Source organism: Allobosea sp. WAO (genome assembly GCF_001509835.1).
Taxonomy (GTDB): Bacteria; Pseudomonadota; Alphaproteobacteria; order Rhizobiales; family Beijerinckiaceae; genus Allobosea.
The window spans coordinates 74,278-96,805 of sequence record NZ_JXTJ01000012.1; the positions used below are offsets into that span (position 1 = coordinate 74,278).

Annotated in this window: 20 protein-coding genes and 1 tRNA gene; 5 read left to right on the forward strand and 16 right to left on the reverse strand. The window is 66.6% G+C overall.

Annotation, left to right across the window (positions count from 1 at the left end; genetic code table 11):
- Window positions 1-281 precede the first annotated feature (281 nt).
- A complete protein-coding gene (locus DK26_RS21905) occupies window positions 282-1,199 on the reverse strand; it encodes an N-formylglutamate amidohydrolase (protein ID WP_066477680.1) in 918 nt (305 codons plus the stop codon).
- A gap of 289 nt (window positions 1,200-1,488) precedes the next feature.
- On the opposite strand from DK26_RS21905, the gene DK26_RS21910 reads away from it, so the two are divergent.
- The 3 genes from DK26_RS21910 (at window position 1,489) to DK26_RS21920 (ending at window position 2,566) form a co-directional block, all read left to right on the forward strand.
- Window positions 1,489-1,848: a cell cycle two-component system response regulator CpdR gene (locus DK26_RS21910; protein WP_038363805.1), complete on the forward strand. Its 360-nt coding sequence runs from the start codon at window positions 1,489-1,491 to the stop codon at window positions 1,846-1,848.
- Between the two features lie 136 nt (window positions 1,849-1,984).
- Window positions 1,985-2,059, forward strand: a tRNA-Val gene (locus DK26_RS21915).
- 255 nt (window positions 2,060-2,314) lie between these two features.
- Window positions 2,315-2,566, forward strand: coding sequence for a hypothetical protein (locus tag DK26_RS21920; protein WP_066477084.1), 252 nt, complete (start codon window positions 2,315-2,317; stop codon window positions 2,564-2,566).
- 108 nt (window positions 2,567-2,674) lie between these two features.
- Here the strand turns inward: DK26_RS21920 and maiA are convergent, their stop codons facing one another.
- The 15 genes from maiA to DK26_RS21995 form a co-directional block, all read right to left on the reverse strand.
- On the reverse strand, window positions 2,675-3,307 hold the full coding sequence (gene maiA / locus DK26_RS21925) for a maleylacetoacetate isomerase (RefSeq protein WP_066477086.1): 633 nt from the start codon (window positions 3,305-3,307) through the stop codon (window positions 2,675-2,677).
- A 117-nt stretch (window positions 3,308-3,424) separates the two neighbouring features.
- Window positions 3,425-4,030, reverse strand: a complete 606-nt coding sequence (locus DK26_RS21930; protein ID WP_066477088.1) for a hypothetical protein — start codon at window positions 4,028-4,030, stop codon at window positions 3,425-3,427.
- Window positions 4,031-4,122: 92 nt separating this feature from the next.
- Window positions 4,123-4,311: a twin transmembrane helix small protein gene (locus DK26_RS21935; RefSeq protein ID WP_066477090.1), complete on the reverse strand. Its 189-nt coding sequence runs from the start codon at window positions 4,309-4,311 to the stop codon at window positions 4,123-4,125.
- A gap of 64 nt (window positions 4,312-4,375) precedes the next feature.
- Window positions 4,376-5,245, reverse strand: coding sequence for an ABC transporter permease (locus DK26_RS21940; RefSeq protein ID WP_066477093.1), 870 nt, complete (start codon window positions 5,243-5,245; stop codon window positions 4,376-4,378).
- A gap of 7 nt (window positions 5,246-5,252) precedes the next feature.
- Complete coding sequence (locus DK26_RS21945) at window positions 5,253-6,299, reverse strand: substrate-binding domain-containing protein (RefSeq protein WP_066477095.1); 1,047 nt, start codon at window positions 6,297-6,299, stop codon at window positions 5,253-5,255.
- An 86-nt stretch (window positions 6,300-6,385) separates the two neighbouring features.
- Window positions 6,386-7,441 carry an ABC transporter ATP-binding protein gene (locus tag DK26_RS21950; protein WP_066477097.1) on the reverse strand — a complete coding sequence of 352 codons (1,056 nt, stop codon included), beginning with the start codon at window positions 7,439-7,441 and terminating at the stop codon, window positions 6,386-6,388.
- The gene (locus DK26_RS21955; RefSeq protein WP_083533461.1) at window positions 7,441-8,256 is read right to left on the reverse strand and encodes an ABC transporter permease; all 816 of its coding nucleotides are present in this window, start codon (window positions 8,254-8,256) and stop codon (window positions 7,441-7,443) included. The genes DK26_RS21950 and DK26_RS21955 overlap by 1 nt, the downstream gene beginning before the upstream one ends.
- Window positions 8,257-8,289: 33 nt before the next feature.
- Window positions 8,290-9,525, reverse strand: coding sequence for an amidohydrolase family protein (locus DK26_RS21960; RefSeq protein WP_066477099.1), 1,236 nt, complete (start codon window positions 9,523-9,525; stop codon window positions 8,290-8,292).
- A 102-nt stretch (window positions 9,526-9,627) separates the two neighbouring features.
- Entirely contained in the window at window positions 9,628-10,911 is a 1,284-nt protein-coding gene (locus DK26_RS21965; protein WP_066477100.1) for a glycosyltransferase, read from the reverse strand.
- The gene (locus tag DK26_RS21970; RefSeq protein ID WP_066477101.1) at window positions 10,901-11,782 is read right to left on the reverse strand and encodes a polysaccharide deacetylase family protein; all 882 of its coding nucleotides are present in this window, start codon (window positions 11,780-11,782) and stop codon (window positions 10,901-10,903) included. The genes DK26_RS21965 and DK26_RS21970 overlap by 11 nt, the downstream gene beginning before the upstream one ends.
- Entirely contained in the window at window positions 11,779-12,927 is a 1,149-nt protein-coding gene (locus DK26_RS21975; RefSeq protein ID WP_066477102.1) for a glycosyltransferase family 4 protein, read from the reverse strand. Before DK26_RS21975 ends, DK26_RS21970 begins: the two co-directional genes overlap by 4 nt.
- Window positions 12,928-12,954: 27 nt before the next feature.
- Entirely contained in the window at window positions 12,955-14,046 is a 1,092-nt protein-coding gene (locus DK26_RS21980; RefSeq protein ID WP_083533494.1) for an ABC transporter permease, read from the reverse strand.
- Window positions 14,047-14,144: 98 nt separating this feature from the next.
- On the reverse strand, window positions 14,145-15,143 hold the full coding sequence (locus tag DK26_RS21985; protein WP_066477687.1) for an ABC transporter permease: 999 nt from the start codon (window positions 15,141-15,143) through the stop codon (window positions 14,145-14,147).
- 16 nt (window positions 15,144-15,159) lie between these two features.
- Window positions 15,160-17,088: an ABC transporter substrate-binding protein gene (locus DK26_RS21990; protein ID WP_066477690.1), complete on the reverse strand. Its 1,929-nt coding sequence runs from the start codon at window positions 17,086-17,088 to the stop codon at window positions 15,160-15,162.
- Complete coding sequence (locus DK26_RS21995) at window positions 17,088-18,971, reverse strand: ABC transporter ATP-binding protein (protein WP_066477107.1); 1,884 nt, start codon at window positions 18,969-18,971, stop codon at window positions 17,088-17,090. Before DK26_RS21995 ends, DK26_RS21990 begins: the two co-directional genes overlap by 1 nt.
- A 366-nt stretch (window positions 18,972-19,337) precedes the next feature.
- Between DK26_RS21995 and DK26_RS22000 the strand changes: the two genes are divergently transcribed.
- Entirely contained in the window at window positions 19,338-22,067 is a 2,730-nt protein-coding gene (locus tag DK26_RS22000) for an ABC transporter ATP-binding protein/permease (protein ID WP_066477109.1), read from the forward strand.
- Entirely contained in the window at window positions 22,064-22,513 is a 450-nt protein-coding gene (locus DK26_RS22005) for a cyclic nucleotide-binding domain-containing protein (RefSeq protein WP_066477113.1), read from the forward strand. Before DK26_RS22000 ends, DK26_RS22005 begins: the two co-directional genes overlap by 4 nt.
- Window positions 22,514-22,528 lie beyond the last annotated feature (15 nt).

The window sequence follows — 22,528 nt, forward strand, 5'->3', positions numbered from 1 at the left end:
CCTTCATGCTGGCGACGCTGCGAGAAGACAAGGGCGATTGCGGTGCGGCGCTCGATCTGCGTCTGGCGCATACCCCTCGTCGGGTCCGACGATCGGGCTTGCGTTTTTGCGGTGCAGCGCATATTGTGCACTGCGAAGGGGAGATGATCTCAAACCTTCGTTGCCCTCCTTGGGCGTTTCCTCCCTAGACTTGGGCCGCCACGCCAGTGAGCGGCCCTTTTTCTTGGCCGCTGCCGCAGCGTCGCCCGGGCCTTCCAATCCAATGCTCCCTTGGGCCGCGCCTATTCCGCCGCCTGGCGCCAGTCGTCGATCCAACCGCTCCAGCGCGCGAAGCACTCCGCCATGGCGGAGTTGATCACCTGCTGCAGCCCGCTGAAGCCGGCATTCGGCTCGAGCGTCGCCTCGTCCATGTAGAGGCCGCGATTGATTTCGATCTGCAGGGCGTGCACGCCGGCGCCGGGCGCGCCGTAATGCTCGGTGATGAAGCCGCCGGCATAGGGGCGGTTGCGGGTGACCTTGAGGCCGGCGCGTCGGAACGCCTCCTCGGCTGCCTCGACGACGATGCCGGCGGCGCTGGTGCCGAAGCGGTCGCCAAGGATCACATCCGCCTTGGCGAGGCCTTCGCGATCGAGCCCGGTCGAGGGCATCGAATGGGCGTCGACGAGAACACAGGTGCCGAAAGCCGCCTGCGTCCGGTTCACCAGATGGCGCAGGCCGGCATGATAGGGGCGGTAGAGCTCCTCGATTCGCGTCAGCGCGACTTCGACCGGAATGCGCCCGGGATAGATCTCATGCGCATCGCCGACGATGCGCGGGATGGTGCCGAGGCCGCCGGCGACCCGCAGCGAGCGGGTGTTGGCGAAGCCGGGCAGGCGGCCTTCGAACATGCGCGGGTCGAGCTCGAAGGGCTCGCGGTTGACGTCGAGATAGGCGCGCGGGAACTCGGCGACGAGGAGCGGCGCGCCGAGGGCGACGGCGTGCTGGAAGAGCAGGTCGACATAGGCGTCCTCCGAGCGCCGCAGCGAGCGCAGCGGCAGTCGCGAGCCCTCGACGAAGGCAGCGGGATAGCGCCGGCCGGCATGGGGGACGTCGACGACGACCGGCACGACCTGCAGCGCCGGTTGGAACAGCGTGAACGGGCGTTCGATCTCGGCGATCACGCTCTCGGGATGCGGGGTAGTGTTTTCGACTGGCGGCATCATGTCGCGCGACTGAAGCACAAAGCGAGCCGGGGTTGAAGAGCGTGCCGGCAGTGGATGGATCGCCAGCATTCACCGGTTGTTTACTGTAATAGGCGCAAATGGAAGCGCATGGTCCCGGAGGGCGCGAGCGGGTGCTAGAGGCGCTGCGCTGGCCGGGGGCGGCGGCGGCCGGGGCGGCGGGACGGCCGGCTTGGTTTCAATGAATGACGAGGCGAGCGAATCGGGTGCGGCTTCTAGTCCGTGCCGGGCGCGCGTCAGCGCAACGAGACGGACGATTGCAGGCGCCATGACCAAGATTCTCCTCGCCGAAGACGACAACGATATGCGCCGCTTCCTGGTCAAGGCTCTGCAGAACGCAGGCTACGACGTCGCCTCGTTCGACAACGGGCTCTCGGCCTATAATCGCCTGCGCGAGGAGCCGTTCGAGCTCCTCCTGACCGATATCGTCATGCCGGAAATGGACGGGATCGAGCTGGCGCGGCGCGCCACGGAGCTCGATCCCGACATCAAGGTGATGTTCATCACCGGTTTTGCGGCCGTGGCGCTCAACCCGGATTCGCAGACTCCGAAGGACGCCAAGGTCCTCTCCAAGCCGTTCCATCTGCGCGAGCTGGTGAACGAGGTCGAGAAGCTGCTCGCGGCCTGATCAACAGGCCAATTTGCGTTTCGTTGGAAGAAGCCGACGAAGCGCCTTGCAAGGCGGCTTGCGACTCGCTATAGCCGCCTCACTCGCAACGACGTCGCCCCCGGGCTGGTGTCGTTCCTGGAGCCTTCGGGCGAAAGGGCGCGTAGCTCAGCGGGAGAGCACTACGTTGACATCGTAGGGGTCACAGGTTCGATCCCTGTCGCGCCCACCATTTTCCTCCTTGTTCCGCAAGGAGCTGCGGCCACCCTCCGGGGTGGCCGTTTTGCTTTCAACTTCTGCATCTTCGGCGGTGCGGCCTGCGCTGCTGCGCGATGCGGAAAGAAAGGGCGAGCGCAAGGCTCTGGAGCTGATCCATTGCAATCGCGGGAAAAGGCAAGGAAAATGCAGCTGGCGCCGAAGCGCTGTCGCGGAATGGCCGCTTTCTGGGCCTATTCAGTGCGAATTCCGGCCAGGGCGGAGAGCGGCCATGCGGGCGAAGTGGTTGGTTGCAGTGATTCTCGCCGCTGCGCTCGGCGGCTGCGTGACCCCGGCCGAGCAGCGCGCCGCCGATGAGGGGCGTTGCCGGTCCTATGGCTTCCGGCAGGGTTCGGACCCGTTCGCCAACTGCCTGATGGCGGTCGATCTCGATCGTTCAGCGTCGCAGCGGGCCCGGCTCGAGTCCAGCTTCTACGGTCCCGGGTTCTATGGGCCGGGCTGGTATCCCTACCGACGCTGGTGAGGCCCAGGGCGCAGCGCCGGGAATTTCGATTCGTGCGCGCTCAGGGCGCGACCTTCCGAAGCGGTGGGACTGCCTGACCGCGTGACCATGGGACCACGCTGAAATTCCTCACTCCGCGTCGGCCTGCTTCTCGGGCGCGGCGTCGCGGAAGGCCGGCAAAGCGAGCGCTGCGGACTCCGCCTCGAGCAGACGGGGGAACTGCGCGACATCGACCTTGAAGCGCCTTGCATTGCCGAGCTGCGGAACCAGGCAGATATCGGCGAGGCTCGGTGCCTGCCCGAAGCAAAACGGCCCGGGATTCTTTGCAGCGACCTGCTCGCAGGCTGCCAGCCCGTCGACATTGACCGCGGCTGCCCAGGCCAGGACCACGTCGCTGTCATGGCCGAGCGCGCGCAGCCGGTTGAGCACCTTGAGATTCTGTACCGGATGGGTGTCGCAGGCGATGATCTGGGCGAAGGCTCGCACCCGCGCCCGCTGAAAGGGCTCGGCCGGCAGGAGCGGCGGCTGTGGATGGGTCTCTTCAAGCCATTCGATGATGGCGAGCGACTGCGGGAGCACACTGCCATCGTCGCGTTCCAGCACCGGCACCAGACCTTGCGGGTTGAGCGCGAGATAGGCCGGGTCGCGCTGCTCGCCATTGCGCAGGTGATGCGAGATATGGGTGACCGGCAGGCCCTTGAGGTTCAGCGCGATGCGCACGCGCCAGGCCGCCGAGCTGCGAAAATAGCCGTGCAGTTTCATCCTCGCCTCGCTTGTCGTCGACGGTTGCTCCGGCGTTCTGTTCTCGGCCATTCCGGCTTCGATTGACAGGCGGGTTTATGGTTCTTCCGACAGGACGAGGCTGCGCCAGTCAGGCGCTCAGAAGGTGTAGCCGAGCCGGGCGCCGAAATTCGACGGGCCGCGCGGGGCGCCGGTGCCGGCGGCGAGGTTGTCGGAGCAGTTCGAGGCGCTGAAATGCTCCATCGTCGCGATCAGGCTCCAGCGATCGTTCAGGCGATAGCCGAGCGAGGCGGCGCCGCGCGCGCCGGTGTTGCAGCCGAGGTTCAACCGGTTCTCCGGCACGACGGCGCCGGTCTTGCCGTTGTTCAGGGCGGCACCGAGGCTGGCTTCGACGAAAAACGCCTGCGAGATGTCGACCGTCCAGGTGGCGCCGGCATAGGCGTATTGCGTGCCGTTGAGATTGAGGCTCGAGCCGAGATGAAAGCGCGGCACGAAGGCATTGGCGATGCGGTCGCTGAGGGTGGCGATGCGCGGGGTCAGCAGCTCGCCGCCGAAATTCAGAAGGCCGCTTTCGCGCCCACCGGGATTGGCCGCCCCAGCGCCGAAGCGGGCCTCCCAGGAGGCGGCCGGCGATTGGCCGGCCGGCGCATAGCCCAGCGCGCGGGAGACGTTGCTTTCGCCCTGCGCCAGGGCGGGCGCGGCAAGAAGGGAACAGGCAACGGCTATCGACGCGACGCGCAGCATGGGGAGCGGTGTTCTCTTAATCAGATCGTAAGATAGTGAAGCGCAGAGAGTGGTGGCCGCAATGTGACGGCAGGTGGTTCTCTAGCCCGGCCTCAGCCGCTGCGCCACCATGCCACGCCCAGAATCACCAGGATCGCGATGAACTGCAGCACCACGCGCAGTCGCATCAGCTTCTGCGAGGTGCCGGCGCTGCCGCCGCGCAGCATGTTGATCAGGCCGAGCAAAAGCACGACGGCGACGGCGCCGACCGCGATTGGCGTAAGAGCGGACGAGAAGGTCATCGTCAGGGTTTAGTCCTGTGCGTGGCACTTTGCCAGCCGGGACGCGGCGGCGAAGCGCCACAGTTCACCGGTAACGTCGCTGCACGATCAGATTGGCGGCGAGGGTCAGCAGGAGCGTCGCCGTCATCAGGATGAAGGAGATGGCACCGCCGAAGGGCCAGTTGTTCTGCTGGGCGAACTGGCCGTAGACCAGCGGCCCCATCATCTGGAATTTCGGGCCGCCGAGCAGCACTGGCGTGGCGTAGGCGTTCATCGCCAGGATGAAGGTCAGGATCGTGCCGGCGAGGATGCCGGGCAGGGCGAGCGGCCAGAGCACGCGCCGGAACATCGCTGCCGGGCCGGCGCCGAGGCTGAAGGCGGCTTCCTCGACATTGCGGTCGATGCCTTCGATCACACTCTGCAGGGTCAGCACCATGAAGGGCAGGTTGACCGCGACGATACCGATCAGCACCGCGTTCTCGGTGAACATGATCTCGATCGGCTGATTGATGAGGCCGAGCCCGATCAGCGAGGCATTGAAGGCGCCCTTGTTGCCGAAGGCGGTCATCCAGCCGGCGGCGCGCACGGCATTGCCGACGAAGAGCGGCAGCACCACCAGCATGACCAGGAGGTTCTTGAAGCGGCTCTGGGTACGCGCCAGCACATAGGCCAGCGGAAAGCCCATGATGAGGCAGGCGAGGGTGCAGATCACCGCGACGCGGACGGTGCGCAGCAGCACGTTGAGATAATAGGCGTCGGTGAAGAACTTGACGTAGTTCTCCAACGTCAATCCGTCGACCATGAACTGGCCGGGGATGAACTGGTTGAGCGAATAGCGGAACAGGATCGCGACCGGCCCGATCAGGCCGATCGCGACCAGGATCGTCGCCGGCAGGACGAGCATGCCGGCGAGGCTGGTGCGGGCGCCCGCGACGGGTTCGGGGGCGGTGCTCATCGCGCTCTCACGCCTTGAAGACCTTGTCCCACCACTCCTTCATCGCCGCGTCGTTCTTGGCGAGATAGCCGTAGTCGAGGTCCTTGAGGCGCTTCTCCTCCTCGGCGGTGAAGCCGATGCGCTTCTGCAGATCGGGTGCGATGGTGAGACCGGAGACGGTGCCGTTATAGCCCATGTCGACGGCGAAGGCCTCCTGCGCGCTCTTCTCCAACATGGCGTTCATGTAGAGATAGGCGTTCTCCTTGTTCGGCGCGTTCTTCGGGATCGAGAAGCCCGAGATGTAGAGCGGGATGCCCTCGCTCGGCGCAGCGGATTCCACGGGAATGCCGGCGTTCTGCCATTGCACGGCGCGCGCCTTCCACATCACGCCGATGCCGATTTCCTCGGTCTTCATCGCCTGGGCGAAAGCCTCGTTGGTCGGATAGATGCGGGCGCCGGCCTTCTTGGCCTCGAGCAGCACTTTCTTCGCGCCCTCGAAGTCGATCATGCTGGCGCCGCCGGTCGCGGCCATGGACGCCGCCATGATCACATAGAGGTATTGGATGTCGATGATGCCGATCTTGTTGCCGTGCTTGGGGTCGAAGGCGTCCTTGAAGCTGGTCGGGGCTGGGCTGATCAGCTTGGGATTGTAGACGACCACCTTGCCGGAATAGATCTGCCCGATGCCATAGGGGTATTTCATCGTCGGCATCAGGTTCTTGGCATTCGGGATCTTGGCATAGTCGAGCTGCTCGACGACGCCGGCCTCGTTCATCTCGAACATGTTGGCGGAAGACAGGCCCTGGATGTCCGTCGTGCCGCGCGGCAGGCGGCGCTCCGCGACCATCTTGGCGCGCCGCGGCGAGTCCGCCGCCTGGTCCTGGAGGATCTCGATGCCCTTGGGCTTGAGCAAGGGATCCTCGATGTTCTTGGTCAGCAGGCGGGCATAGTCGCCACCCCAGGTGCCGACGACGACCTTGCCGCCGGATTGCGCGAAGGCAGGGCTGCCGAGGGCCATGGCCGTGGTCCCGGCGGCCAAGCCCTTCAGGACGTCGCGTCTGTCGATCGTCTTCATGACTGTTCTCCCCTGTTGGACGCCTGCCGGAAGAGACGAGACATGGTCTGGCAGGAGAGCGGCGGGCGCCCCCTGCGAGCCATGCCTCAGCTCCCGCGCGGATAGACGAGCCCGGCGTCTTCGGCCCAGCCTATCGTGATCGTATCTCCCGGTTTCGGTTCGGCCGCGCCCTGCCGGTTCGGCAATTGCAGCAGCATGCGGTCATGCTCGGTCAGCCGGACATCGATGTCGAGCAGGGCGCCGAGATAGGAAACGTGCTCGACGCGGGCCTGGAAGCGGTTGGCGCAGCTTTCCGCCTCGGCGCCGATGGCGAGCCGCTCTGGCCGCAATGCCAGCGTCGCGGAGCCGGGAGCCGGCGCGCCGCAGCCGATCTCCAGCCCGCCTTGGCTGCGGAAGCGGCCGGGCGCCGTGATCTCGCCGTCGAGGAAGGCGCTGCGGCCGATGAAGCCGGCGACGAAGCGGTCCGCGGGCTTCTCGTAGAGCTCGCGCTGGCTGCCGATCTGGCGGACCTTGCCCTTCTCCATCACCACCAGCCGGTCGGCCATGGTGAGGGCCTCCTCCTGATCATGCGTCACCATGATCGTGGTCAGGCCGAGCTTGCGCTGGAGGTCGCGGATCTCGACCCGGACCTCCTGGCGCAGCTTGGCATCGAGGTTGGACAGCGGCTCGTCGAGCAGGAGCACGTCGGGCTGCATCGCCAGGGCCCGGGCGAGCGCGACGCGCTGCTGCTGGCCGCCGGAAAGCTGGCGCGGATAGCGTTGGTCGAAGCCGTCGAGCTGGACGAGACGCAGCGCCTCGGCGACGCGCGGGGCGCGTTCGGCGGCGGGCATCTTGCGCATCTCCAGACCGAAGGCGACGTTGTCGGCGACGCTCATATGCGGGAACAGCGCATAGCTCTGGAAGACCAGCCCGCAATTGCGCTTCCAGGGCGGGAGATCAGTGACGTCGCGAGCGCCGATGGTGATCCTGCCTGCGGTCGGTTGGATGAAGCCTGCGACCATGCGCAGGGTCGTGGTCTTGCCGCAGCCGGAAGGGCCGAGCAGCACCAGGAATTCGCCATCGGCGATGTCGATGCTGAAATCGTCGACGGCGTGGAACTCGCCATAGGTCTTGCGCAGATGCTCGATCGAAAGGCGCGCCATCAGACGACCCGGCTCAGTTTGACATAACGGTCGGTGACGATCATCGCCGCTCCGATCAGGACGATCTGAATGACGGAGGCGGCAGCGACCGCCGGATCGATCTTCCATTCGAGGTATTGCAGGATCGCGATCGGCAGGGTGATCCGCCCCGGACCGACGAGGAAAAGGCTCATCTCCAGATTGCCGAAGGAGGTGACGAAGCCGAAGAGGCCGGCGGCGACGAGGCCCGGCCGAATGCTCGGCAGGGTGATGCGCCAGAAGGTCGTCCAGGGACCGGCGCCGAGGTTCTGCGCGGCCTCCTCGATGGTGCGGTCGAAACCGACGAGACTGGCCGTGACGAGCTTCACCACCCAGGGAATGACGACGAGGGTGTGGGCGGCGACGAGGCCGCCAGCTGAGCCCATCACCGGCAGGCCGGTGGCGATCTCGGTCTCGATCTGGAAGACATAGGTCGCGGTGCCGAGCACGATGCCGGGCATCACCAGCGGCAGCAGCAGGAAGGTGTTCAGCGCCGGGCCGAGCACGATGCGGTGCCGGACCAGAGCGAGGCTGGCCGGCACGCCGAGCGCGAGGCCGATCAGCGTCGACAGCACGCCGACCTGGAGGCTCAGCACGAAACCGTCGACGAAGGCCTTGTTTCCAGCGGCGGCCGCGAACCAGCGCAGCGAATAGCCCTCCGGCGGGAAGGACGGGATTTCCTGACGGAAGAAGGCGAGCCAGGTGACGAAGACCAGGGGCAGGAGGATAAAACCAAGCGAGAGCGCGGCCGCGCCGTTGAGCGCGATGCGGCCGAGGCTCAGGCGGGCGGCGGTCAAGCGGGCTTCCCTGTCATCGGCCGGCCATTTCCCTCACTGCAGGGTGTTCTTGTGGAGGGCGCCGCCTTTCATGATCAGCGGCAGCTTCGCGCCTTGTCCCTGGAAGACGCCGAGATCCTTGAGCGGGTCGCCATCGACCAGGATGATGTCGGCGAAAGCGCCTGCACGCAGCGTGCCAAGCTTGCCTTCCATGCGCAGCAACTGCGCGCCGACCGTCGTCGCCGAGCGGATGATCTCGATCGGCGAGAGCACTTCGCGGCGCAGCAGGAACTCGCGCGACTGGTCGACCTGGAGCTGGCCGAGCAGATCCGAGCCATAGGCGACGGGGACGCCGGCGCGCTTGCAGATCTCGAGCGATTTCAGGCCGCCTTCGATGACGAGATCGTTCTTGGCCAGCATGTCGCCGGTCATCCCGAATTCGGCGGCGCGCTCCTTCATCGCATAATAGGCGACGAGGTTGGCGGTGAGAAACATGTTGTTCTCGGCCATCAGCTTGGCCGAGGCCTCGTCGATCAGATTGCCGTGCTCGATGGCGCGCACGCCGCATTGCGCGGCGCGGGTGATCGCTTCTGGCGTATAGGCATGGGCGCAGACATAGCGCCCGAAGGCCTTCGCCTCGGTGACGGCGGCGGTGACCTCCTCGACGGTGAACTGCATGGAGTCGAGTGGATCGTAAGGTGAGGCGACGCCGCCGGACATCATGATCTTGATGTGGTCGGCGCCGAGCCGCATCTGCTCGCGCGTCGACTTGATCACCGACGAGACGCCGTCGGAGATGTTCATCGTATAGGCCATGGCGTTGCAGCAATGGCAGCGCGCGCCGAAATCGGTGCGCCGGCGCGGATCGCTGTGGCCGCCGGTCGGGCCGATCGCGGCACCGGCGATGAACAGACGTGGGCCGGGAATGTCACCCTTTTCCACCGCCTCCTTGATGCCCCAGTCGGCGCCGCCGGTATCGCGCACCGAGGTGAAGCCGCGGTCGATCATGCCGCGCATCAGGCGGGCGGCGCGGGCGGTTGCGAGCGTCAGCGGCACGCTCTCCAGGATGCGGATATAGACCTCGGAGAGCATGACATGGACATGGCTGTCGATCAGCCCCGGCATCAGCGTACGGCCGCCGCAGTCGATGACATCGGCCTTGCCGGCCTTGATCGGCTTGTCGGAGACCTCGCGGATCAGATCGCCCTCGACGAGGATCTCGTGGCCGCCTTGCAACTCCCCGAAACCGGGTTCCAGCATCGCGAAGTTGCGGAACAGGATCTGCGTCATGGCGGGCGGCCTCCGAGCGATCAGTCCTGATATATTATGGGCGGAAATCTACTTGTCCATCGCGCCATGCGAGTGCCGCCGGGCCGCCTTCTCCTGTTCCGATCAGCCGGCCGCCATCGTGTTCTGGGCAAGCGTGCGCCGGCGGACAGGGCTCGAAAGCTCGTCGGCGAGCGCCCGGCTGATCGCCGGCAGACCCTCGAGCAGGTCCGGCAGATAAGCCTGCGAGGGCGGCAGGCGCTTGGGCAGTGCGTGCAGGGCCTTGGCCATCTGCATCGGGTCGCGCGGGCCTTCGCCGTTCTGCACGGGGTCGTGCAGCACGTCGATCAGGCGCAGGCTGTCGGCACGCTCGGCGCGGATCGCCTGTTCCCGCCGCGGCTTGACCCGCGGCACGATCAGGGCCGGCTTGTCGAAGGAGAGGATCTCGCAAAATGTGTTGTAGCCGCCCATGGCGACGACGCAGTGGGCGCGGTTCATCAGCAATTCGAGCCGCGGCTCGAAGCCGATGCTCTCCAGCTTCGGCAGCCGGCCGATGCGGTCGGTGAATTCCTTGCGCTTCTCGCGCGACATGAACGGGCCGAAGACGATCAGCGCCGGCAGCTCGATCGTCGGGTCGGCCTCGTAGGCTGATATCACCCAGTCGATCACGCCCGCGCCATCGCCGCCGCCGCCCGGCGTCACCAGGATGAACGGGCCCTTGGTGATCCGCGGATGCCGGTTCGGCGGCATGGGCGAGGGCACGGCGCGCTTGAGATAGCCGGTATAGCGCACCTTGTCGGCGAAGAGGTGCTGGTTGGGCAGGCCGAGAAGCGGGTTGTAGACGCTCTCCAGCCCGTAGACGAAGATGTCGTCATAGACATTGGCGAGTGCGTCGACCGCGCCGCTCAGGCGCCATTCCTCGTTCAGCGTGCAGGGCTCGTCGAGCACGTCGCGCAGGCCGAGCACGATGCGGGCGCCGCGCCGACGCAGGATTTCGAGCGAGGGCGCGAGTTCGCCGCGCAGGCCGAGCGGCTCCTTGTCGACGATCACCACATCCGGGTCGAAGGAGAGCACGACCTGCTTGATGATCTCGGTGCGCAGGCGAATCGTGTCGCCGAGGTCGAGGTTGAGGTGATGCGGCGAGTAGCGGCCGTCGCTCTGCTTCTCGATGCCGGGAATGCGGACATAGTCGACGCCGTCACCGAACTGGAAGCTCGAGATCACCGACGAGCCGGAGACGATGATCACTGATATATGAGGGTAGCTCGCGACCAGCGAATTGGCGATCGCGCGGCAGCGGCGGATATGGCCGAGCCCGAAGGTGTCGTGGCTGTAGATCAGCACCCGCGGCGCATGAGGACCGGCGGGCGGGCGACGCGTCCCGCTATCGTCGATGAGGCTAAGGGACATCCCGCGTCGCGTCCTCTGCTGGAGGGTCAGACGGCCTCCTGGGGACGGAGAACGCACCGATACTGCCGGCGACCATAGCGCCGGCCGCGGCGCGCTCCAAGTCCACCGGCAGCGCAAACAGCGCCTGAGGCGTCACAAAATCGATGGCCGCATGGCTGCCGATCCTGGCCAGCAATTCCTCGAGAAAGGCCCAGCAGGCTGCGTCATGATCGCGATGGTGGAGCAGCAGGCCGAATTGGGTATCGCCCGCCATCCGCGTGCGGCGCTGGACGAGCAAAGCGAGCATTTCGGCGAGCAGGTCATTGGCATGGCGGCCGGCGCGGCCACCATGCCAATCGATCAGGTCGAGGTCGGTGTTGACCAGCACCGGGCTGCCCGGCGCGCCGAGGCTGAATTTGCGGAAGCAGGACAGGCCGGCAAGCCCGATTCCGGGCAGGGCGAGGGCAATGGCCGGGTCGATCCGGTTCCAGGGCGGCACGAAGACGGGCAGGGCGCGTGCGCCGAACAGCTCGCGCAGGCGTCGCCAGCCCTGTGCGATCTCGGCGAGCGCGACGTCGGGCGGCCGGTGATTGCCGACCTCGGCCTTCTTCTGGGGTGCCGGCGCATGGTTCTCGTGCGTCACGCCGTGCTGGCAGGGGAAAAGCATCGGCGCGCTTTCGAGCCGCCGGGCCAGAGGTTCCTCGGCGAGGAGCGGGATGCTCGCCAGAAGGACCGGCACCGTGAAGCGCTCGCCGAGCGCGGCGAGCCGGTCGAGCTGGCCGCTGGGGGCGACGGCATCGTCGTCGCGCAGCCAGAGCGCGATGCGCCGGCCGGCGAGGGCCCAGCGGTCGAGTTCGGCGAGAAGGTCGGCCCAATCTGCGCCCGTGCTCATCGGTTTGCTCCGCAAGGGCGGGCGCGGTGGCGCTGCAGCGCGGTTTCCAGGGCGCCGCCGAGTATGGCGCAGGCCGCCTCGCCATTGCGCTCCTCGCGGGCGAAGATCCGGGCGGCGGCGCCGAGGTGCTCGCGCAAATCGGGCTGGTCGATCAGGGTCGCGATCGTATCGGCCAGGGCCGCTTCGTCATGATCCGCCACCAGGAGACCGGTCCGGCCGGTCTCGACCACCGCCGGGACGCCACCGCTGTGCAGCGCCGCAACAGGCAAGCCGGCGGCCTGCGCCTCCAGATAGACCAGGCCATAGGCCTCGTTGAGCCCGGGCCAGACGAAGAGATCATGGGCGGCGAGCTCGGCCCTCGTCTCGGCATTGCCGATCCTGCCGACCCAGCGCAGGCGCTGTGGCGGAAAACCGGCAAAGGCGGCCTCGACGGCGGCGCGCTGGCTGCCGTCGCCGATCAGGGTCAGGGTCCAGGGCTTGTCGAGTATCCCGGCGAGGGTGCGCGCCAGCGCGAAATAGCTGTTCTCCTTGGTGCCCTTGCGCATCATCGCGACGACGATGAGACGAACCGGCTCGCCTGCCGGCCGCGCGACGCCGCTCCGGATCGGCCGCTCGCCATCGGCGAGCAGGAAGGGCGGCAGGTCGACGAGCGGGACCTCCTCCGGGAGCAGCTTGGCGAGGCCTTCGCGATCGCGCGCCGTCATGCACAGCTGTAGATCGGCCCGCAGGATCGCGTCGCGGGCCAGCGCCGCTGCCGTCGCCCAGGGGCCTTCGAAGCGCTTCGGGGCGTCGCTGGCTTCGGCGAGGAGATAGGGCAGGGCGAAGCGCTCGATCAGGGCGGGGCCGATCAGGTCCGGGGCGCGATAGTGGCAATGATAGGTAAAGAACAGGTCGGGCCGGGCGCCCGGATCTTGCCAGCTTCGGGCAAGCGGCTCGATCACCTCCTGCGCCGCGGCCTGGTTGGCGACGAGCTCTGCTTCGTTCGGCTCGCGCATGAAGCTGCGCTCTGCCGGCACGATCTCGACGCGATGGCCGAGCCGCTCCAGCAGCGTGACGAGCTGCCGGGCCATGCGCCGGTCCCCGGAGAGGGCACCGTCGCCATACCGGTTGAGCGGCGTATGGAAGGCGATCTTCAAGGCAGGCATGGAAGGCGGTCCGGCCGAGACACGCGCTCAGCGATAAGGATCGGCCGCATCGCGCAGGCCGTCACCGAGGAAATTGAAGGCGAGGATGATCAGGATGACCGGCACGCACGGAAAGAGCAGCCAGGGGTAGAGCGCCACCACGTTGATGTTCTGGGCCTCGTTGAGCAGCACGCCCCAGCTGGTGATCGGCGGCCTGAGGCCGAGGCCGAGGAAGGAGAGCGCGGTCTCGCCGAGAATGGTCTTGGGCACGGTGATCGTCGCGGCGGCGATGAGATGGCTCATGAAGCCGGGCACGAGATGCAGGCCGATGATGCGGGCGGGCTTGGCGCCCATCAGCTGGGCCGCGACGACATAGTCCTCCTCGCGCAGCGAAAGCAGTTTTGAGCGCACCGCCCGCGCCAGCCCGGTCCAGTCCATCAGGCCGAGGATCACGGTGATGCCGAAATAGACCAGGAGCGGGCTCCAGGAAGCCGGCATGATCGCGCTCAGCGCCAGCCAGAGCGGGATATGCGGCAGCGATTGCACGATCTCGATCAGGCGTTGGACGAAAAGGTCGACCTTGCCGCCGTAATAGCCGGCGATGCCGCCGATGATTACGCCGAGCACGAAGGAGACCATGACGCCGAGCAGGCCGATAGTCAGCGAGATGCGCCCGCCATAAATGATGCGCGAGAGCATGTCGCGGCCGAGCCGGTCGGTGCCGAGCAGGAAGAGCGTGCCGCCTTCGGGCGGGCAGAACAGGTGCAGATTGCCAGGCACCAGCCCCCAGAAATAATAACCGTCACCGCGGCAGAAGAAGCGGATCTGCTGGGGCCGCGACGTGTCGACGTCGTATTCGCGCTTCAGGTTCTCCATGTTGAGGCGCTGGGTATAGGGATAGACGAAGGGGCCGAGGAAGGTGCCCTCGTGGAAGAGGTGCACGCGCTGCGGCGGTGCCCGGATGAAGTCGGTGTCGCGGGTCGTGTAGTGATAGGGCGCCAGGAACTCGCAGATCACGATCGAGGCGTACATCACGAGGATGATGACGCCGGAGATCACCGCGAGCTTGTGCCGGCGGAACTTCCACCACATCAGCTGCAGTTGCGAGGCGAGATAGACGCGCTCCTGCTCCGGCGACATCTTCTCGACGGCATAGGGCTCGAACGGCGCCGTCGACCAGCGATGCGGCAAAGGGGGAGGGCCGGCGGCGGGCTCGGTGGCGGGGGGCGGCGGTGTCGTCACTTGGTCGCCGTTCCCTGCAGGCGGATGCGTGGGTCGAGGATCGCGAGCGCGATGTCGGAGATCAGCACACCGATCACGGTCAGGAAAGACAGGAACATCAGGAACGAGCCGGCGAGATACATATCCTGGCTCTGCAGAGCCCGGATCAATAGCGGCCCGGTGGTTTGCAGCGAGAGCACGATCGCGACGATCTCGGCGCCGGAGACGATCGAGGGCAGGATGTCGCCGATATCGGAGATGAAGAAGTTCAGCGACATGCGCAGTGGGTACTTGCGCAGCGCCTTGCCCGGCGGCAGGCCCTTGGCCCGGGCGGTGACGTAATACTGCTTCTGGAGCTCATCGAGCAGGTTGGCGCGTACCGAGCGGATCATCCCGGCGGTGCCGCCGGCGCCAATGATGATCACGGGTATCCAGAGATGCTCGAGCACCGATCGGAACTTCGCCCAGCTCATCGGCTGGTTGAGGTATTGGGGGTCGACGAGCCCGCCTATCGAGGTGCCGAACCAGACATTGGCGAAATAAAGGAAGATCAGCGCCAGCAGGAAGTGCGGCACGGCAAGGCCGATCAGGCCGATGAAGGAGAGGCCGTAATCGCCCCAGCTGTACTGGTGCGTCGCCGAATAGATGCCGATCGGGAAAGCGACGATCCAGGTGAAGATGATGGTGAAGAAGGAGACCACCATCGTCAGGAACAGCCGGTCGCCGACGACGTCGCGGACCGGCAGCTGGTACTCGAAGGAATAACCCATATCGCCGCGCATGAGCCCGGTGACCCACCAGAAATAGCGCTCCAGCGGCGGCTTGTCGAAACCGTACTCCTTCTTCAGGAACTCGACGCGGCTCATGTCCGCCTTCTCGCCCTGGGCCTGCATCTCGGCGACCATGGTCTCGAAATAATCGCCTTCGGGCAGGTTGATGACCGTGAAGATCAGGGCGCTGGTGATCAGCAGCGTCGGGATCATCACCAGGATGCGCTTGAAGATGTAGCTCAGCAGCACGACCTTGCGCCCCTCACTTTGCTGCCGGTGCGTTGGCGAACCAGAAGGTGTCCGGCAGCGAGCGGCCGAAGAAGGCGCCAGGCTCGAAGCTGTAGAGCCCTTTTTCCGGGACGTTGCGCAGGTTCCTGGAGACCACGACGGGTTGCAGCGTGGCGTTGACCACGCCGATCGAGAAAAGCTGCTCGGCGTTGATCCTGAGCATCCTCTGCCAGATCACCCGGCGCTCGTCATGCGTCGCGGACTGGCGCCAGGCGATGTAGAGCTGGACGAGCTCGTTCGCCGCCTGAAGATCGGGCGCCTCGCCCTCGCGCCCGCCGGATTCGTAGAACTGGCCCCAGCGCGGCCAGTTGAACTGACTCGACGAGGTCGGCGCCAGGGCGTCCGGCTCCATCTCGGCGGCGACCAGCGCATTGTCCATGCCGGTCCAGACCGACATCACCGTCTGGCCGGCGAGGATGCGGCGGCGGAAGACGTCGAGCTGCGAGGAGCGCGGGTGCATCTTGAGCCCGATGGCCCGGAAATCCTCCTTCAGCAGATCGAGGATATCGGTCTCCTCGGTCGAGGCGCCGGCGGTCTCGATGTTGAACTCCAGCCGTCGTCCGTCTGGGAACAGCCTGATGCCTTCGGCATCGCGCTTCGAAAGACCGACATCGTCGAGCAAGCGGTTGGCCTCGGCGACATCGTGCTTCATCCACATGTCGGCGAGTTCGCGGTCGTGCAGCGGGCTTTCGGGCAGAGCGGTGTTGCCGCTCTCCTTGGCGAGGCCGAAGAAGATGACGCGGTTGACGTCCTTGCGGTTGATCGAGAGCGAGAGCGCGCGGCGCCAGCGCAGATCGTGATTGAGCGCGCGCCAGGCAGGGTCGACGGCGTTGAAGTTCGGCATCAGGGCGAAGTAGGCGCCTTCGGCGCGCTTCCACAGCCTGACGTCGAAGTTCATCCGCTTCGAGGCTTCCTTGAGGAAGGTGTAGTTGTCGAAGCGCAGATAGCGCGCCTGCAGGTCGCTTTCGCCGGCTGCGGTCTTGGCCGGGATCAGCGAAGCGGTGCCGATCGTCATCGTCACCGCGTCGATATAGGGCAGCTGGCGCCCGTTCTCGTCGATGCGATGGTAGTAGGGGTTGCGGGTGAAGATGAACTGCTCGGCCGGGATCGGCGTGGTGTTGCGCCAGGGGTCGAGCGTCGGCAGGTCGGGATTCTCCGGTCGGTACTGGCGGGAGAAGCGCTCGTGCAGCGCGCCCCAGTCCTTGACGCGGACCTCGCGCACCTTCTGCGCCAGCGCCTCCTTCTCGGCATAGCGATGGTGGAACTGCCGCAGGTAATGGGCAGGCATGGCGATGTAGAGCGGCTGTGCCCCGGCCAGCGCCGGCAGGAAGACCGGGTTCGGCTTTGACCAGGAAAAGCGCACGGTCAGCGGATCGATGACCTCGAAGGTCGCCTTCTCATCGGCGATGACCAGTGCCTGCGGCGGCCCGCCCGGCGAGAGCCGCTTATTGTTGGCGACGTCCTCCCACCAGTAGCGGAAATCCTCGGCCGTGAACGGGTGCCCGTCCGACCAGCGATGGCCGGGCCGGAGCCGCAAGGTGAAGACGCGGCCACGCTCGACCTCGACGGCTTCGAGCAGGTCCGGCACGAGCTCGAGTTTGTCGTCGTAGACGACGAGCCGGGTGTAGCCGTAGATCGTCATCATGCGGATGTCGCGCTGGTCGCCCATCAGCACGCGCAGCGTGCCGCCATGCCGGCCGGGCTCGCGACCCATCGCCGCGACATCGATGACCCGCGGCTTCGCCGGCAGGCGCTGGTCGAGCGGCGGCAGCTTTCCGGCTGCAATCTGCGCGGCGAGGGAAGGGCTGTCGATGAAGCCCTCGGCTTGGGCGGAGCCGGCGAAGGGCAGGTTCTGCGTCGCCAGCGCGGCGAGCATCAGGAGGGTTTCACGCCGGGTCGTCATCATGCCAGCTCCCGTATGTCTGCGCCCTGGCGGGCGAGCACGAGATGGCCGGAGCCGAGATCGAGATGGGCGAGCCTTTCGCCATCGTCCTCCGGCCTGAAGCAGGCAGGCCAGTGGCGCATGTCGGAGGCGCCGCCGGGCGCCGCCAGCTTGAAGTCGAGCTTGCGGTCGAGATCGGCGAAGGGCACCGATTTCAGCAGGGCCTTGGTGTAGGGGTGCACCGGGGCGGTGAAGAGGGTGTGGCGCGGGGCAAGCTCGACGATGCGGCCATTGGCCATCACCGCGATCCGGTCGGCCATATAGTTCACCACCGCGAGATTGTGCGAGATGAACAGGAAGGTCAGGCCGCGCTCGGCCTGCAGGTCCTTGAGCAGGTTGAGCACCTGGGCCTGGACCGAGACGTCGAGCGCCGAGACCGGCTCGTCGCAGATGATCAGCTCGGGATCGAGGGCGAGCGCCCGAGCGATCCCGATGCGCTGGCGCTGCCCGCCGGAGAAGGAGTGCGGGTAGCGGTTGAGGAAGCGCGCGTCGAGCCCGACATCCTCCATCAGCGCCTTGACCCGCGCCTTCTGCTCGCCCCCCTCGCCGCGATCATGAATGGCGAGCGGCTCGCGCAGGATGTTCATCACGGTCATGCGCGGCGAGAGCGAGGAGACCGGGTCCTGGAAGATCATCTGGATACGCGTGCGGAAGCGGCGCAGCTCCTCGCCCTTCAGCCCGAGCACGTCGACTCGCTGGCTGCCATCGTCGAACCAGACCTCGCCGGAATCGGCAGTGACCGCGCGCATGATCAGCTTGCTGACCGTGGTCTTGCCGCAGCCGCTCTCACCGACCAGGCCGAGGCATTCGCCGCGCTTGATCTCGAAGCTGACATCGTCGACCGCCAGCACCGTCGATTTCGTGGACTTGCCGAAGAAGCGACTCGAGCCGGTGGTGTAGGTCTTGCGCAGATGGCGCACCGCCAGCAGCGGCTCTTCCTGTGCGCCGGCGCGGCGCGGCGGCTCTTGCTTTGGCGCGGCCGGTGCGCGCGGGCGCGCCTCGCGCAGCGCCACCAGCCGCTCGCCTTCCTGCATGTCGAAATGCGGCGAGGCGTTGAGCAGCGCCTTGAGATAAGGGTGCTGCGGGCGGCGGAAGATGTCCTCGGCGGTCCCGCTTTCCATGATCTCGCCATGGTAGATCACCACGACCTCGTCGGCCATATTGGCGACGACGCCGAGATCATGGGTGATCAGCAGGATCGCCATGCCCATCTCGGCCTGCAATTCGCGCATCAGGTCGAGGACCTGGGCCTGGATGGTGACGTCGAGCGCGGTGGTCGGCTCGTCGGCGATCAGCAGGGCCGGCTCGCAGATCAGCGCCATGGCGAGCATGGCGCGCTGGCGCAGGCCGCCGGAAAGCTCGAACGGGTAGAAGCCGTAGGCCCGCACCGGGTCCTTGAAGCCGACGCGCTTCAGCATCGCGGTGATCAGCTCGCGGGCCTGCGGCTTCGGCATCGGCCGGTGCAGGAGCAGCGCCTCCTCGATCTGGTTGCCGATGGTGTGGACAGGCGAGAGTGAGGACATCGGCTCCTGGAAGATCATGCCGATGCGCCCGCCGCGCAGCTCCCGGATCTCCTTGCCCTCGGCCGGCAGCGCGGCGATGTCGATCGGTGCCGCCGGGTCCTGCGGATCGCGGAACAGGATCTCGCCGCCCGTGACGCCGCCGGCCCGCGGCAGAAGCCCCATGATCGCCTGCGAGATCACCGACTTGCCGGAGCCGGATTCACCGACGAGCGCGACCGTCTTGCCGTCCGGAATCCGGAAGGAAACGCCCTTCACGACATCGCGAGCGAGGCCGTGGACGGTGAAGCCGATGCGCAGGTCATTGATCTCGAGAATATTCATGAGCGGCGAACGCCGTATCCCCTGTTTGGTTGCCGACCCGTTTACCCGGCCGTGCAGATGCCGCAGACGCTGCCCTGACGACGCAATGCATGCGTTGCCGGCGCCGGCATTCGCCTCGTCGTGCCCGCGGGACATTCTTCCGCTTCGATGACGTCCGCGCAACGTCGCTCTTGCGCAAGGTCACCGTGACCGACTGTCCCAGCGCCCGGGCCGGGGCTTCCGCAGCGACCGAACTTGAAATACCGGTGCTTGTCGAGTCCCGATGCCGGCCGGGCGCGCATTGCGCGGCGGCGGGAACTGCCCACATATGGGGCCCTGCGCCGGTCCCGAATCCCGGCGCCCGAGGCCTGAGAACGGGATCGCCCCTTGGAGACAAGCCTCTTCCGTTACGTCTGGCAGAAGAGCCGCGCCGAGCAGATCATCGTCCTGCTGATCATCCTCGTCTCGATCCCCTTCAACTGGGCATCGTTCGACGTACCCAAGCGCATCGTCAACGACGCGATCCAGGGTGGGGCCTTCAGGGACGGCCGGACGAGCGTCACGGTCTTCGACTGGACACTGCACCTGCCGGAGTTCCTGGGTGGCGGCAGCTTCCAGCTCTTCGATGGGTTCCAGGTCAGCCAGTACGGGCTGCTGCTGACGCTGAGCCTGTATTTTCTGGTGCTCGTGCTGATCAATGGCGGCTTCAAATACGCCATCAATGTGCGCAAGGGCATTCTCGGCGAGCGCATGCTGCGGCGCATGCGCTACGACCTGTTCGCCCAGCTGATGCGCTTCCGGCCCGAGGATATCCGCGCGGCCAAGCCGGCCGAAGTCGCGAGCATGATCAAGGACGAGGTCGAGCCGATCGGCGCCTTCGTCGGCGACGCCTTCATCCAGCCGGCCTTCCTGCTCAGCCAGGCTCTGACCGCGCTCGTCTTCATCATGATGCAGAGCGTCTGGCTCGGTTCGATCGCGCTTTTGATCGTGCTGATGCAAGCGGTGATCATCCCGATCCTGCGCCGGGAACAGCTGCGTCTCGGCCGCGAGCGCCAGATCGCCTCGCGCCAGCTCGCCGGGCGGATCGGCGAGATCGTCGATGCCGGCCCGACCATCCAGGGCCATGGCGCGGCGTCCTATGTCCAGTCCGACATCGCCGGCCGGCTCGGCACCCTCTTCGATATCCGCTACGCCCTCTACAAGCGCAAATTCGCGGTCAAGTTCCTGAACAACCTGCTGGCGCAGATCACGCCGTTCTTCTTCTATGCCATCGGTGGCTTCTTCGCGCTGCAGGGGCGGCTCGACATCGGCCAGCTCGTCGCCGTGATCGCGGCCTATCGGGACCTGCCGCCGCCGGTGAAGGAGCTGATCGACTGGGATCAGCAGCGCAACGACGTGATGATCAAGTACGAGCAGGTGATCGCGCAGTTCAACCCGCGCGAGACGCTCGAACTCGAGGAGAAGGACGGGGTCTCCCACCTGCCGAGGCAGGGCGAGATCGAGCTCGACAAGGTCGAGATGTCCGATAATCGCGGCCAGCCGCTACTGCTGCCGCTCTCCTTCGCGATCCCACGTCCCGGCTGCGTCGCCCTGATCGGCCCGGCCGGTAGCGGGCGCGACACGCTTGGGCGCATCCTCGGCCGCCAGAGCATGGGCTATGAGGGGCGCGTCCTCATCGACGGCCGCCCGCTCAGCAGTTTCAGCGTCGAGAGCGCCAGCCATCTCATCGGCTATGCCGGGCCCGACACCGAGATCATCAATGGCCGCCTGCGCGACAATGTGCTTTTGCCGCTGAAGCGCCGCCGTCCGTCGATCCCGGACCGGGCGATCGATCCGGCCGAGCACCGCCGCTTCATCGAAGCGCTGCGCGCCGGCAATACGCCGCTGCCCTTTTCTGCGGACTGGAACGACTATGAGGGCGTCGGGCTCGACGGAGCCGAGGCGCTGGAGGCCCATGTGCTCGCCGTGCTCGAAATGCTCGGCTGCTCCGAGGAGATCTACGAGCTCGGGCTCGATGCCAAGGTGAACGCGCCGCTGCCGGAGGGCGCCGCCGAGCGCATCATCGAGGCGCGCCAGGTGGTCTCGGCGGAACTCGCCAAATCGAATCTCGGCGGGCTGATCGAGACCTTCGATCCCGAGCGCTACAACGCCAATGCGACGATCGCGGAAAACCTCGTCTTCGGCGCGGTGCGCAATGGCCGCCGCCCGGCGGAGCTCCTGCTCGACGATCCCTATGCGCGCTCGGTATTGCAGGCCGAAGCGCTCGAGGAGCCGCTGGCCGAGATCGGCACCCGCATCGTCAACACCCTGTTCGAGATCTTCGCTGGCATGGCACATGGCCAGACGCTGTTCGCGCGCTATGGCTTCGATGGCGACCTTGACCTCGAGAAGCTGAACGAGCTCGCCGAAGCCCTGCGCCGGCACGACATGCGCGGGCCGCTCGATCCGACGACGCAGCGCGAGGTGATGGGGCTGGCGCTGCGCTATATCGAGCCGAAGCACCGGCTGAACCTGCTGGATGGAGCCTTGCAGCGCCGCATCCTGCGCGCCCGCCAGACCTTCAAGACCTATCTGCCGCCGGAGAGCAGCGAGGAGGTCGAGTTCTACGATCCCGACGATGTCATCCACGGTGCCAGCGTGCGCGACAACCTGTTCTTCGGGCGTCTCGGTTTCGGCGCCGATGCCGGGGAGAAGGTGGCCGAGATCGTGCGCAGCGCGCTGACACGGGCCGGGCTCGACGCGGCCGCCTATCGCCTCGGGCTCGACACCGATGTCGGGCCGCGCGGCCGTCATTTGCCGCTGCATCTGCGGCTGATGGTGCCGCTGGCCCAGGCCCTGATCAAGCGGCCCGACATAGTGGTGCTCGATCTCGATGGCTTCCTGGCCGTCAGCAACGATCCGGCAGCTCTGGTCTCGCGCATCGTCGCCCATTGCCGGGAACAGACGCTGTTCCTGCTCTTGACCGACCCGCACCTGGCTGCCGATATCTCGCAGAAGGTTGTCTTCCGCGGGCCGGCCGGGCTGGTTCCCGGCGCGGACGAGGCCGAGAGCGAGGCCGACGAGGACACTGCGCTGCCGCCGGTGGATGGCGCCGAGCGGATCGAGGCGAGGACATGACGCTCGAGAGCGATATCAGCTGCCTGAAGGCGGTCCCACTGTTCCGGACCTTGCCGGCATCGCGCCTCAAGCTGCTGGCGCTGATGGGGGAGCGGCGGCATTTCCCGGCGGGAGCCCTGATCAGCGAAGAAGGTCAGAGGCCGCAGGAGGTCTATTGCATCCTCGACGGTGAGATCGAGATCTCGCACCCGCAGACCACCGGCGTAGCGCATTCCTTCCGGCTGGCGACGGGGAGCCTCCTCGGCGACGTGCCGCTGCTCTGCAACGAGCCGACGGTCGGCCGGATCACCGCCAAGACCGACGTCTCGATGCTGCGGCTGCCGCGCGAACTGTTCTTCGAGCTGCTCGACAGCATTCCTGAATTTGCGGTGGCGCTGTCCCGCGACCTCGCCTCGCGGCTGTACCGGGTCGCCGGTGCCGTCCTGCGCGGCGAGAAGACGCCGTGATCTTGCGAGGGCACC

What these genes read in the sequence shown, in the direction of transcription:
- DK26_RS21950 (WP_066477097.1), bottom strand. Translation starts at nt 7,441, where the DNA reads ATGGCGCGCCTTTCGATCGAGCATCTGCGCAAGACCTATGGCGAGTTC.
- DK26_RS21930 (WP_066477088.1), bottom strand. Translation starts at nt 4,030, where the DNA reads ATGCTGCGCGTCGCGTCGATAGCCGTTGCCTGTTCCCTTCTTGCCGCG.
- DK26_RS21975 (WP_066477102.1), bottom strand. Translation starts at nt 12,927, where the DNA reads ATGCCTGCCTTGAAGATCGCCTTCCATACGCCGCTCAACCGGTATGGC.
- DK26_RS21905 (WP_066477680.1), bottom strand. Translation starts at nt 1,199, where the DNA reads ATGCCGCCAGTCGAAAACACTACCCCGCATCCCGAGAGCGTGATCGCC.
- DK26_RS21995 (WP_066477107.1), bottom strand. Translation starts at nt 18,971, where the DNA reads ATGAATATTCTCGAGATCAATGACCTGCGCATCGGCTTCACCGTCCAC.
- DK26_RS21970 (WP_066477101.1), bottom strand. Translation starts at nt 11,782, where the DNA reads ATGAGCACGGGCGCAGATTGGGCCGACCTTCTCGCCGAACTCGACCGC.
- DK26_RS21990 (WP_066477690.1), bottom strand. Translation starts at nt 17,088, where the DNA reads ATGACGACCCGGCGTGAAACCCTCCTGATGCTCGCCGCGCTGGCGACG.
- DK26_RS21920 (WP_066477084.1), top strand. Translation starts at nt 2,315, where the DNA reads ATGCGGGCGAAGTGGTTGGTTGCAGTGATTCTCGCCGCTGCGCTCGGC.
- maiA (WP_066477086.1), bottom strand. Translation starts at nt 3,307, where the DNA reads ATGAAACTGCACGGCTATTTTCGCAGCTCGGCGGCCTGGCGCGTGCGC.
- DK26_RS21965 (WP_066477100.1), bottom strand. Translation starts at nt 10,911, where the DNA reads ATGTCCCTTAGCCTCATCGACGATAGCGGGACGCGTCGCCCGCCCGCC.
- DK26_RS21935 (WP_066477090.1), bottom strand. Translation starts at nt 4,311, where the DNA reads ATGACCTTCTCGTCCGCTCTTACGCCAATCGCGGTCGGCGCCGTCGCC.
- DK26_RS21940 (WP_066477093.1), bottom strand. Translation starts at nt 5,245, where the DNA reads ATGAGCACCGCCCCCGAACCCGTCGCGGGCGCCCGCACCAGCCTCGCC.
- DK26_RS21945 (WP_066477095.1), bottom strand. Translation starts at nt 6,299, where the DNA reads ATGAAGACGATCGACAGACGCGACGTCCTGAAGGGCTTGGCCGCCGGG.
- DK26_RS21910 (WP_038363805.1), top strand. Translation starts at nt 1,489, where the DNA reads ATGACCAAGATTCTCCTCGCCGAAGACGACAACGATATGCGCCGCTTC.
- DK26_RS22005 (WP_066477113.1), top strand. Translation starts at nt 22,064, where the DNA reads ATGACGCTCGAGAGCGATATCAGCTGCCTGAAGGCGGTCCCACTGTTC.
- DK26_RS21960 (WP_066477099.1), bottom strand. Translation starts at nt 9,525, where the DNA reads ATGACGCAGATCCTGTTCCGCAACTTCGCGATGCTGGAACCCGGTTTC.
- DK26_RS21980 (WP_083533494.1), bottom strand. Translation starts at nt 14,046, where the DNA reads ATGTCGCCGGAGCAGGAGCGCGTCTATCTCGCCTCGCAACTGCAGCTG.